Annotated in this window: 13 protein-coding genes and 1 other annotated feature (1 of these 14 only partly in view); of the genes, 2 read left to right on the forward strand and 11 right to left on the reverse strand. The window is 38.4% G+C overall.

What is annotated here, in order from left to right; genetic code table 11:
* Positions 1-25 (reverse strand) — a binding site (T-box leader); it reaches 212 nt to the left of the window's first position.
* Between the two features lie 186 nt (positions 26-211).
* A complete protein-coding gene (locus tag ABES52_RS11150; RefSeq protein WP_429651228.1) occupies positions 212-400 on the forward strand; it encodes a YszA family small membrane protein in 189 nt (62 codons plus the stop codon).
* A gap of 8 nt (positions 401-408) precedes the next feature.
* On the opposite strand, the gene ysxE is transcribed toward ABES52_RS11150, so the two are convergent.
* The 8 genes from ysxE to hemA all read right to left on the reverse strand — a co-directional run bounded on the left by ysxE (position 409) and on the right by hemA (position 9,094).
* Positions 409-1,452 (reverse strand): spore coat protein YsxE, encoded by a 1,044-nt coding sequence (ysxE, locus tag ABES52_RS11155; protein WP_429651229.1) that lies wholly within the window; start codon positions 1,450-1,452, stop codon positions 409-411.
* A gap of 107 nt (positions 1,453-1,559) precedes the next feature.
* Positions 1,560-2,732, reverse strand: coding sequence for a stage VI sporulation protein D (gene spoVID, locus ABES52_RS11160; protein WP_429651230.1), 1,173 nt, complete (start codon positions 2,730-2,732; stop codon positions 1,560-1,562).
* 149 nt (positions 2,733-2,881) lie between these two features.
* On the reverse strand, positions 2,882-4,177 hold the full coding sequence (gene hemL / locus ABES52_RS11165) for a glutamate-1-semialdehyde 2,1-aminomutase (RefSeq protein ID WP_429651231.1): 1,296 nt from the start codon (positions 4,175-4,177) through the stop codon (positions 2,882-2,884).
* A 23-nt stretch (positions 4,178-4,200) separates the two neighbouring features.
* Positions 4,201-5,178: a porphobilinogen synthase gene (gene hemB, locus ABES52_RS11170; protein ID WP_429651232.1), complete on the reverse strand. Its 978-nt coding sequence runs from the start codon at positions 5,176-5,178 to the stop codon at positions 4,201-4,203.
* A 2-nt stretch (positions 5,179-5,180) separates the two neighbouring features.
* Entirely contained in the window at positions 5,181-5,957 is a 777-nt protein-coding gene (locus tag ABES52_RS11175) for a uroporphyrinogen-III synthase (protein ID WP_429651233.1), read from the reverse strand.
* Positions 5,954-6,889 carry a hydroxymethylbilane synthase gene (gene hemC / locus ABES52_RS11180; RefSeq protein ID WP_429651234.1) on the reverse strand — a complete coding sequence of 312 codons (936 nt, stop codon included), beginning with the start codon at positions 6,887-6,889 and terminating at the stop codon, positions 5,954-5,956. The genes ABES52_RS11175 and hemC overlap by 4 nt, the downstream gene beginning before the upstream one ends.
* An 18-nt stretch (positions 6,890-6,907) precedes the next feature.
* The gene (locus tag ABES52_RS11185; protein ID WP_429651235.1) at positions 6,908-7,741 is read right to left on the reverse strand and encodes a cytochrome C assembly family protein; all 834 of its coding nucleotides are present in this window, start codon (positions 7,739-7,741) and stop codon (positions 6,908-6,910) included.
* 21 nt (positions 7,742-7,762) lie between these two features.
* Positions 7,763-9,094 carry a glutamyl-tRNA reductase gene (gene hemA, locus ABES52_RS11190; RefSeq protein WP_429651236.1) on the reverse strand — a complete coding sequence of 444 codons (1,332 nt, stop codon included), beginning with the start codon at positions 9,092-9,094 and terminating at the stop codon, positions 7,763-7,765.
* Positions 9,095-9,315: 221 nt separating this feature from the next.
* Between hemA and ABES52_RS11195 the strand changes: the two genes are divergently transcribed.
* Positions 9,316-9,801, forward strand: a complete 486-nt coding sequence (locus ABES52_RS11195; RefSeq protein ID WP_429651237.1) for a LiaI-LiaF-like domain-containing protein — start codon at positions 9,316-9,318, stop codon at positions 9,799-9,801.
* A gap of 29 nt (positions 9,802-9,830) precedes the next feature.
* Here ABES52_RS11195 and ABES52_RS11200 read toward each other — a convergent pair whose 3' ends face one another.
* The 3 genes from ABES52_RS11200 to ABES52_RS11210 are packed head-to-tail and all read right to left on the reverse strand — an operon-like array spanning position 9,831 to position 11,988.
* Complete coding sequence (locus tag ABES52_RS11200; protein ID WP_429651238.1) at positions 9,831-10,577, reverse strand: amino acid ABC transporter ATP-binding protein; 747 nt, start codon at positions 10,575-10,577, stop codon at positions 9,831-9,833.
* Positions 10,574-11,224, reverse strand: a complete 651-nt coding sequence (locus ABES52_RS11205; RefSeq protein ID WP_429651239.1) for an amino acid ABC transporter permease — start codon at positions 11,222-11,224, stop codon at positions 10,574-10,576. Before ABES52_RS11205 ends, ABES52_RS11200 begins: the two co-directional genes overlap by 4 nt.
* A gap of 29 nt (positions 11,225-11,253) precedes the next feature.
* Positions 11,254-11,988 (reverse strand): transporter substrate-binding domain-containing protein, encoded by a 735-nt coding sequence (locus tag ABES52_RS11210; protein ID WP_429651241.1) that lies wholly within the window; start codon positions 11,986-11,988, stop codon positions 11,254-11,256.
* Positions 11,989-12,283 lie beyond the last annotated feature (295 nt).

Raw genomic sequence — 12,283 nt, forward strand, 5'->3', positions numbered from 1 at the left:
TACTCTTCCCAATCGTTGCTGTTTATGTATGCTTTGATTTTATCGTATCGAAAACAGTTGACTTTCGTCAATAATTATTTCCGAAAAAATTAAATATATACAAGCCTTTTTTAAAAAAGACACGTAATGTGTTCCTTATTTTTTTCACACGATTTTAAATAGGTAGTCATACATATATAGTATATATTTGTTAAAAGAAGGAGGAAGCTTGATGCGCAGATATAACCCTTATAAATGGCCTCCTTGGTTAAAAAATGTACGGAATGTCATGCAGCAATTTATTTATCCTCTTGTTGTGTTCCAAGGTATTCGGACGCTGTTCTTCCCAACTTCATTTGATGTGTTTTTGCTAGCCTTGTTAATCCTTTTAGCTATTGCTTTTCATTATGAATGGATTTAAAAAAGCCCTTACTCACTTTGCGAAGTGGTTTGGGCTTCTTTTTGTTGCTCAACCTTTGATTTTTCAATTTCATCCATTCGTATAGACACATATTCTGTATTCTTTAATAACCAGTAAGATTGTTGTAATTTAGCGACCGAACGTAATTCGCTCTGTTTTTTCGGACGATTAAAATAGTCTTGAGAAAGACGATACATATGTCCGGGATGGGCTAAATAACTTTGAAATAGCAGAAATTCATCTTTTTTGAACGGAAAGTGGTGCCAATACGTGTATATCCAATCGATGCATTCTTCATGCTGTTTGGGATATGTTTTGAGCAACCGTGCTATAAATGGCAGTAAATCATGAATTGGCGTTGTCATTTTCGCCCGCTCGTAGTTTGTAAAAAAACCATAACCATTTTCGTCAAATAAAAAATGCTCTGGTGATACTTTTCCGTGCGTAATGACAACCCGCGTTTTCTTTTCTTCTTTCGTTTCTTCGTACCACTCTTCTAATTTTCTAATGGCATATTGATACGCTAACGTGATTTCGTGATAATACATACAGAAATAAAGTTCGAACGGAGACATGTACGTTTTACTTTCACACCGTTCAATCATTTCTTGTAATGCTTCTTGTTCTTTTTTCCACGTTTCCGTCATTTTTTCATAATGGGCTTGACGTTCATTTTCTTTTAACGTGATTTCCTTTGACGAAATTAGATGCATGCGAGCCAATTGACGAAACATTTCTCGGAAACGTTCTGTCCGGTCTTCTTTCACATCATTCGGTAACCAAGGCATTAAATAATATAAATGTTGATCTTTTAATACTGCATACCTTCCATCAACCGTTGGATAGATTGGGACGATTCGATTAAACCCCATTTGATATAACGTTTGTACATGCCGAATAAAATCCATTCCATGTTTTGCCTTCATTCGTTTTAACGCAAACGTCCCTTTCATAGAGTAGATTTTAAATACTTTCCCATACGATTCAATAAAGTTCGGTTCGATACGATAAGATGCTAAGATTTCTTTAACTTGTTCTTGATTCCCTCCCATACGAAATCCCTCACTAAGTTGTAAAGTCAATCAAAGATATGAGAAAAAGAAAACAGTAGAGCTAGCTTACTAGCTCAAACTGTTCTCATAGACATTTAAAGTTAAGCTTATTTATTTATGGTTACCGAAGTCGGTATATACAGTACTTGCCCTTCATAAACACCTTGTGTTGGCTCTAAATGGTTTACTCGCAAAAGCTGTTGCACGCTAATTTGGTAGCGTTCAGCTAACTCCTCAATTGTTTCTCCTTCTTGAACAATACAAACCTTTAACCGAGCCGATGTTTCCTCTTCTTTTCTAGCAAAAAACTCAGTTAACGAAATGCCATCGCTTTTCTTTTTTTTCTTTTGTTGTACTGGCTCTTCCTCAAAAGATTCGGATGATGATGACTCATCTTCCGAGAAAGACTCATACTCTGTTAACAATTCATCTTCTTGTGAATCATTTACATGTGGTTGGTCATACGAATAATCATGTACCTGCTCTGCGTAAGATTCAGAAGGTGGGGCGTTACTAGATTCGTCGAAACTTAACGTTTTTGAACTAGATGATTCTAATGGGTACGGTTCATCGAAAGCATGATGATATCGTGCCTGCTCACTTTCTTGACGTTTTTCTTCCTCTCCATCTAATGGTGTTAAGGACGGATAGGTATCATTATATTGAATCGGAATAAAGAATGGATGTTCACCATTTGAATGTTCAGGCTGTTTTTTTGCTTCTCCTTCGAACGTATCAAAAAGTGTGTCGTCGTAATCTTGATCCTTCCCTTCTACTTCCTCAGTCGTACTTTCACTTACATCTAGTGCGCTCGAACGATACGCCAATTCATATTCGACGTTTTGGGAAGTGCTTTCTTCTTGAATCCCCGTTATCGTGACATTAGCTGTTAATTGTAAGCATGCTTTCTCTGGAAGGACATAATCAAACGTATCAATAATGACGTCAACGTCTTCAATTTGCCCAATTCTTGAGGTAGGAATGGTGATATCAATCGGTAAGGAATGGGAAAAGAGATGGACTCCATCTTCCTTTTGCTCAACATGACGAACAAATTTGTAGGACGGATAGGATTTGGACTCTTCCTCATCAATCCTCTCTTCACAGGCGATATATTCACCAGATAGTTCTAATACTCCTTTTACATATACAAATTGCTCATCTTCTTTAATCGTTATATTGGGATCTAACGATATCGTCATTAACTCGGCGACTTCCTGTCCGTTTTGAAACCAAACGGATTCTTCAATGGAAAATCGCAAGCCATGTTCATGTGTCAACGAAATTCCTCCTCTCATCCTCAAAAAATTACTCTGTCGTTATTAAATTTATGAATCCATTGAATAATTTATGAATCAAGAACGGATGTTTGATAGTTCAGGAATTCGGCCATAAAAAAAAGCTGAAATCGAGTACGATTTCAGCATGATCAATCTAAACCGCGAATTTTTTGGAAGGCTTTTTCCGCAGCACGAATCGTTTTTTCAATGTCTTCATCGGTATGAGCGGTTGATAGGAACAATCCTTCAAATTGGGATGGAGGAAGAAAAATCCCTTCTTCTGCCATGTATTGATAGTAGGTTGCAAACATGTCTAAGTCAGATGATTTCGCTGTTTCGTAATTAATGACTTCTTCATTGGTAAAGAAGAATCCAATCATTGAACCAGCGCGATTAATCGTATGTGGAATGCCATACGTTTCTGCTGCCTTCTTTAATCCTTCCTCTAACTTATCCGCTTTTCGTTCAAATTCTTTATAAGTTTCCGGAGTTAGTTGGCGTAACGTTTCATAGCCAGCAGTCATCGCTAGCGGGTTTCCAGATAACGTTCCAGCCTGATATATTGGTCCGCTTGGGGCGATTTTTTCCATAATTTCTGCTTTACCGCCGTAAGCACCAACTGGTAAACCTCCGCCAATGACTTTTCCTAGGCAAGTGATATCAGGGGTGATACCGAAATATCCTTGTGCACAATTATAGCCGACTCGGAATCCCGTCATGACTTCGTCAAAAATTAACAAGGCTCCGTATTCATTGGTGATTTCTCGTAATCCTTCAAGGAATCCTGGTAACGGAGGGACAACTCCCATATTTCCTGCAACCGGCTCAACAATGACACCGGCAATGTCGTCACCATATTGTTCAAACGCATATTTGACGCTTTCTAAATCATTATACGGCACCGTAATGGTATTCATCGCGACTCCTTCAGGTACGCCAGGACTATCTGGTAAACCGAGCGTCGCTACTCCAGAACCTGCTTTTATTAACAACGAGTCGCCATGCCCATGATAGCACCCTTCGAATTTAATAATTTTGTTACGTCCCGTATATCCACGTGCTAATCGTAACGCACTCATCGTAGCTTCCGTACCTGAAGATACCATACGGACAATTTCAATTGATGGTACGCGTTCAATCACTAATTTCGCCAATTCATTTTCAATTAACGTAGGTGCACCAAAGCTTGTTCCTTTTTCCGCTACTTTTTTAATAGCAGCTACTACTTCATCGTTCGCATGCCCTAAAATAAGTGGACCCCATGATAATACGTAGTCAATGTATTCATTTCCATCAATATCGTAGATTTTGGAACCTTTTCCTTCAGCCATAAAAATCGGATCCATCTTGACCGATTTAAAGGCACGTACTGGACTATTCACCCCACCTGGCATTAAGCGTACGGCTTCTTGATAAGCTGCTTTTGAATGTTCGTATCGGGCCATGAACGGAGAACCTCCTTGAATGATTATTGTTCTTTTAACCAACGAGCGACATCTTTTGCGAAATACGTAATAATTAAATCCGTTCCTGCTCGTTTCATACTTGTTAACATTTCTAAAACAACCGCTTTTTCGTCAATCCAACCGTTTTGTGCAGCTGCCTTAATCATCGAATATTCACCACTCACGTTATAAGCAACGATTGGTAAATCAAATTCGTTTTTCAAATCACGAATAATATCTAAATACGAAAGCGCTGGTTTTACCATTAAAAAGTCCGCCCCTTCTTTTACGTCAGAACGAGCTTCACGTAGAGCTTCTCGACGGTTTGCTGGATCCATTTGATACGTTTTGCGATCACCAAATTGTGGTGAACTGTGTGCTGCATCACGGAACGGTCCGTAAAAGCTCGAAGCGTATTTAACCGCATACGACATAATCGGGACATGTTCAAATCCGGCTTCATCTAATCCTTTGCGAATGGCGGCCACAAAACCGTCCATCATATTCGATGGTGCAATAATATCAGCACCCGCCTTCGCTTGACTAACAGCTGTTTGGGCAAGAAGATTTAATGTTGGATCATTTAAAACTTTTCCATTCTCGACAATTCCACAATGGCCATGGCTCGTATATTGGCAAAGACATGTATCGGCTACAACGACAATTTGTGGATATTCTTTTTTAATAAAGCGAATCGCTTCCTGCACAATACCATGGTCGTGGTATGCCTGTTTTCCATATTCGTCTTTTTCTAATGGAACTCCAAATACGATAACTGACTGGATACCTAATGAGACAACTTCATCCATCTCTTCTCGTAAATAATCAAGCGAAAGTTGGTAAACCCCTGGCATAGAGGCAACCGGATTCTTTTTCTTTTTCCCTTCAACAACAAAAATAGGATAAATGAGATCTTCCACACGTAAGTAGGTTTCACGTACTAATGCACGCATTGCGTCAGACTGCCGTAATCGACGGTGACGATCAAATTGAATCTCCATTACTAATTCCTCCTCATCTTATACCATTCGTTAATACTTTTGATTAAATCTGGAACAGTATACGTTTCTGGACAAATATGTACGTCATAGCCGTGTTTTTTTACTTCGGAAGCCGTTACTGGGCCGATACAAGCAATCAACCATTTCTTGACGAAGTGAAGTAGATGTTGCTGCTCTAACAGCTGAAAAAAATGCCGGACAGTTGATGGGCTCGTAAAAGTGATGACATCTACATCCTTCAACACAGACGGATCCATCAAATGATTGCTTTCAGTTGGTAAAAATGTTTCATAAATAATCCACTCATCCACATGATAGTCAAATTTTCGTAAGGTTGCCGCCAACACATCTCTCGCTAATTGTCCTTTTGGAATTAAGATTCGTTTTCCAGTAAAAGCAGAGTGTACGAATTGGGTTCCGAACTCTTCACCTGTAAATTTCGTTGGAAAAAAATCAACTGAAACTCCTTTATTTTCTAAAGCCCATTTTGTTTTTTCCCCCACGGCCCCAAATCGACATCGTAAGGAAGAAATCGGAATCTCATGTTGTTGAAGAAGCTCCCAAAAAAAACGGACACTATTAACACTTGTAAAAAAAATCCAATCATAGTCGAAAAGGGAGGAAATTTCGTACCCTTCCTTACGTAAACGAAAATCAATCATAGGCATTTCAATAGCCGTGCCACCATGTTGTTCAATGAGCTGTTTCATTTCTTTTGATTGTTTTTTTGCCCTAGTAATTACAACCGTTTTCCCTTGTAAAGAGGGAGTACTTTTCATGACCGTTCAAGGTCCTCCTTCACTGCGTCAATCATTTTCTTTGCACCGAGGTCCATTAATTTTTTTGCTAATGCTTCTCCGACTGCTACTGGGTCTTTCCCAATCGCTTGGTCTTTTAGAATGGTTCGGCCATCCGGGGTTCCGACCATTCCCGTTAAGATGATGTCATTTCCTTTATTCATCGTGGCATAACCGGCAATCGGTACTTGACATCCACCTTCTAAGCGATGAAGAAAAGTACGTTCGGCCATCACAGTAGAAGCTGTATAACGACAGTTTAAGCGTTGTAGTTCACGAAGAAGCTCTTCATCATCTTCGCGACATTCAATCGCGAGAGCTCCTTGTCCAACAGCTGGTAAGCAAATATCTTCATGTAAGTACTCCGTTATGACCTCATCGGACCAGCCCATTCGAGATAAGCCCGCAGCTGCTAAAATGATCCCATCGTATTCTTCCGTTTCTAGTTTGGCTAGTCGAGTGTCAATATTCCCTCGAATCCATTTAATGTTTAAGTCCGGACGAAATGACAGGAGTTGTGCGCTTCGACGTAAGCTGCTCGTACCAATCACCGCACCTTTTGAAAGATCACGAAGTGGAACATTTCTTTTAGAAATAAGAACATCGCGTGGATCTTCTCGTTTTGGGACACAACCAATCATTAAACCGTCTGGCAGAACAGCTGGCATATCTTTCATACTATGTACTGCCATATCGATTTCTTTATTGAGCATCGCTTGTTCAATTTCTTTAACAAAAAGACCTTTTCCGCCTACTTTTGATAAGGTGATATCTAAAATGCGGTCCCCTTTTGTCACAATTTCTTTTATTTCAAACTCAAACGGAACCCCAAGTTGTTTTAATTGATCAATCACCCATTTCGTTTGCGTTAACGCTAATTTACTCCTTCTTGACCCAACAACAATTTTTCTCATAAGCGCCTCCTATAACCTCTACATATACCAAAAATGGAATGATGACAAACTGCTCGTTAAAAAGAAATTGATTAGTACAATTAAAAAAGCGGCAACGTTCCAAAAAGCTAAGGACTTTCCGTACATCTCTTTTCGGATGCGGAGATATAAAAACATACTATAAAGAAATAATAAAACGAACGAACCGATAATTTTGGGGTCATACCATCGAAACGAAGTGAGATTTAAAGATGCCCATTCTAACCCCAATATGAGGCTTAATAGAAGCATTGGCACACCAATTGCGTTTAAAACATATGACATTTTTTCTAGCTGTGACAAATCTCCAATTCGCCATAGCCGCTGTCCCCATTTTTTCTCTTTCAACAATTTGTATTGAATTAAATATAAAAGCGAAAATACAAACGATAAAGAAAAAGCCCCATATGATAAAATCGCCATCGTTATATGAATAAACAATAACTCGGACACAAGTTGTTCAGCCATTGCTTCAGATTGAATGGTCAATGGAGCAAATGTATGAATCACCATGATAGAAAATCCTAGTAAATTCGTAAAAAACACGGTAAAATCCATGCGCAACAGGCGATTAATAATAATCGATAATGTGACTAAAACCCATGCATAAAAATAAAGCCCCTCCGATAACGTGAGGATGGGAAATCTTTTTGTTTCAAGAATATAAAGAAATAAAAAGATTGTTTGTAATATCCAAACAATCGTTAATGACCAGAAGGCGATGCGATTCGCCTTCCGGTTTTGCTGAAGGAAATCAAAAAAATAAAGTAAAATACTAACAGCGTAAATAAAAATCATTATTCCGTGAAGCTTAGCAATACTTACTTCAAACATATAGATAAATCTCCTTTACTATTAAAAGGACGGTTGAACATTCATTTCTTTTGCTTCACTTGTCGATTTTTGCTCGATCTTTTCGACTTCTGCTTCGATATTAAAAATTTGTTTAAAAATTTCCAACTTTACTTCTGCATCAGGATGTGCGGCAAATTCTTTCACTTGCAAAATAGGGTCTTTTAACAATTGATTAATAATGCTTTTCGTATGTTTATTTAATACTTTCTTTTCGCGCTCTGTTAACGAAGGAATTTTTCGTTCGATGCTCTCCATCGTCGCTTGTTGAATGGCTAACGCTTTTTGGCGAAGTGCTGATATCACCGGAACAACGCCGAGCATATGCAACCACTCGTTAAACTCCACAAGCTCTTTTTCAATCATTAACATAATTTTTTCTGCTGCTTTTTTCCGTTCTGCTAAGTTCGCTTCTACAATGCCTTCTAAATCGTCAATATCATAAAGAAATACGCTCTCAAGTTCACTAATTGACGGATCTAAATCTCTTGGGACAGCAATATCAACCATAAATAACGGGCGTCCTTTTCTCATTCGCTCAACGTACACCATCATTTCTTTCGTAATAACATACTCTTTTGCTCCTGTGGAGCTTATTAAAATATCTGCTTCCACTAAAGCACATTGTAGCTCTTTTAATGGTTTCGCTTGTCCATCAAAGCGTTTCGCTAAACTTTGCGCTTTTTCATATGTTCGGTTAATGACTGTGACGTTTGAAGCACCGTTTCCGTATAAATTTTCAATCGCTAGTTCACCCATTTTTCCGGCACCTAAAATAAGCACTCGTTTATTATTCAAATGTCCAAAGATTTTCTTAGCCAATTCAACAGCCGCATAGCTAACGGAAACAGCATTCGCACCGATCTCTGTTTCTGAGTGAGCGCGTTTAGCAAATGTCACCGCTTGCTTAAATAATTGATTAAAAATGGTTCCAGTCGACTGTACTTCTTGTCCGATCAGAAAGCTCTTTTTTACTTGCCCTAAAATTTGCGTTTCCCCTAATACCATAGAGTTCAAGCCGCACGTCACTTTAAATAAATGCTCTACCGCTCCATCTTGTTCGTAAATAAATAAGTACGGAGAAAACTCTTCTTGCTCTATATGAAACCATTCCGCTAAAAACTCTTTAATGTAATACCGGCCTGTGTGTAATTGATCAACAACAGCATACACTTCCGTCCGGTTACATGTTGAAACGATGACATTTTCTAAAATACTTTTTTTATGTTGAAGCGAGCTCATCGCCTTTCCTAAATCAGCCTCATTAAACGATAACCGCTCTCTTATTTCAACAGGGGCAGTTTTATAGTTTAACCCTACGACGATAATATGCATGGCATAAAACCCCCTTTTGTTCCTTTATGCCCTAGATAGTTATATTATAACACTCATTACTTCAAGCCCTTGAAAAAATTGTGAACAGTTCATGAATCCTATGGTAACATGTAAATGAAACAAAACATATAAATAATAACAAAAGTCGACACAACCATTCTATTGTACAGTATCAAAAAATAGATGAAGATTCAAGTAAGTTCAAATGAACGGAGGATATGATGAAAGATCAACGGATATTTCTAGGAATAATTTTTTTAGGTTTTGGGTGTTATGTATTTTTTCAACAAGTGAATTGGGTTTTCGCACGACCATGGCTGTCATGGCCAACCATTTTAATCATCGTTGGAATCGCCTTTTTAGCGCAAAGTTCTTCACCTAAAAGTTCCAATTTGGTACTCCCTGGGATCATCTTCACAGGATTTGGTATTCATTTTCACGTTGTCCATAAATTTTCTATTTGGCCGGATCATATCGGGATTTTTTTACTTATTATTGCCCTTGGATTACTGTTACTATCCCAACGAACTGGAAGCGGTCTTGGTTATGGCGTGCTCATTTTATTTGTCGCCATCCTTCTCCTGTTTTATGACCAGTTAACAAGTTGGCTTGGAGCGATCCGAACGACGTTTGACTCTGTTTGGAAGCTTTGGCCTATCTTCTTCATCATATTAGGTATATACTTACTATTCTTCAAAAAGAAATAAAAGATGCGCAATATAAGCGCATCTTTTTCTTATAGTACTTTTTCTAGAAACAAACGAGTTCGTTCCTCTTTCGGACGTTCAAAAACTTCGCTCGGTGGTCCAATCTCGACAATTTTTCCTTCGTCCATATAAACAACTTGATCGGCTACCTCACGTGCAAAGCCTATTTCATGGGTAACAATGATCATCGTCATCCCTTCTTTGGCGAGTTGCTTCATTGTTTGCAAAACTTCACCAATGAGTTCAGGGTCTAACGCCGAGGTCGGCTCATCAAACAACATGATTTTCGGATTCATTGCAAGCGCCCGTGCAATGGCCACACGTTGTTTTTGTCCCCCAGATAAAACGGATGGATATGAGTTCTTTTTATCTATTAAACCAACTTTCATTAATAACTGCTCCGCCTCTTTTACGGCTTGCTGCTTTTTTTTTCCTAATACATGGATGGGAGCTTCTATAATATTTTCTAACACCGTTAAATGAGGAAAGAGATGAAAATGTTGAAAGACCATCCCTACTTGTGCCCGAATATCGTTTAAATTGTGTGTATCCTTTTCAATTTTATCTCCATCAATCCAAATATCACCGCGGTCTTTTTCTTCTAAAAAGTTCATGCATCTAAGCAACGTACTTTTTCCGGAACCGCTCGCTCCGATTAAACAAACCACTTCCCTTTTATGGACAGTAAGTGAAATATTATGGAGGACTTTAAAATCATTATATGATTTATCAAGCCCATCTATTTGCACCATCACTTTTTTCTTTTGTCCATTCATGCATCACTCACCGCCATTCTCTTTTCAAGCAATTTCACAATAGAAGAAAAAATAAATACAAGCAATAAATAATAGATAGAGACAATTAATAAATAGGTCATATAATCAAATTCATTGGATCCTAAAGTCGTGGCCACACCAAATAATTCAAATACACCGATAAATGACGCGAGCGAGGAATCCTTTAGAGCAATAATAAATTGGTTTCCAAGTGGCGGTAACGCTCGGCGAAACGCTTGTGGCAAAATGATCCGTCTCATCGTTAAAGAAAGGGACATTCCTAGAGAACGCCCCGCCTCCATTTGTCCGCGGTCAATCGATTGAATGGCTCCGCGGTAAATTTCAGCCATATACGCCCCATTATGGAATGCAAGGCCTAAAATTACCGACCAAATGGCTGAAAAGTTTAATTCCGTCAGCCCAAAATAAAAAATGAAAATTTGAACAATAAGCGGTGTCCCACGCACAATAAAAATATATATGTCAGCTAGTTTTTCTAAGACTTGAATTTGTGAAATTTTAAACAAGGCAAAAATTAAACCAATGATCATCGCAATCCCTATCGACACGATGGTTAGATAAAAGGTAAGCTTTAATCCTTTCCAGAAAATTGGTGATGTCTCCAGCAATAATTGAATAAATTCCATATGCGCCTCCCGTGGTGGAAACAAAAGTTTTATTCAGAAGATAGGGTCGTGATGTCTTCCCCAAAATATTTTTCACTAATCTTCTTTAATGTCCCATCCTCACGTAGCTTCTCGAGTGCTTTGTTAATTTTTTCTAGAAGTACTTTATTGTCTTTCGCCACGGCGATTGCTTGTTCACTACGACCTAATATCTCTTTTCCGACGATTGTTAATCCTTTCCCAATCGCTTCTTTTCCAGTAATAAAATCAGTAATCACCGCATCGTGCTTTCCTTGACTTAATGCCTCTAAGGCAGTGACATCACTATCATATAAAATTACATTGTCCGTCACTTGCTCCGCTTGCTTTGCATATGTAGACCCTTTGGAAACAGCAACTTCTTTTCCAGTTAAATCATCGAGGGATTCAATCTTACTATCTGGGCGGGTAAAGATTTGAGGTCCTGAATAATAATATGGGGTAGAGAAATTCACATTTTTTTTACGGTCTTCCGTGATCGTATGACTAGCTATCGCCGCATCAAAGCGTCCAGATTTAACACCTTCAACAATCGAAGAAAATTTAAATTTTTTCTGAACGGGCTCTAATCCTAATTCTTTTGCTACAACTTCGCCGACTTCAATATCAAATCCCGACATCGTTCCGTCTGGATTTGTTGTACTAAATGGGGCATATTCTCCAGAGGCAGCAAACGTAAACTTTCCTTCTTCAACCAATTTCATACCATCAGTCGTCGTTACCTCATTGCTACAACCAACTAGCATTCCTGCAAAAATGAAACCTATCAACCATTGAAATATTTTCATTTGTTACCCACCATCCTTCCTCTCGTATTCTTTTCCTTACATAAGAAGTATGCGCTAGATTCATAGACTATTCGTCCCAAAAGTTATGTTTGAATACACCTTCTTATTATGTACATTCCACATTAAAACCAAATTAAACATTTATTACTAAAAAAAAGGTTCTCCATCAAATGTTGGGGTGGTAAAGAAATCAGGCCACCCCTATCCTATATGTAGACCCATTCCTTTATACTGATGTCTCAATAAGATTCTT

The sequence above is a fragment of the Aeribacillus pallidus genome, assembly GCF_050478865.1.
Taxonomy (GTDB): Bacteria; Bacillota; Bacilli; order Bacillales; family JACDOC01; genus JACDOC01.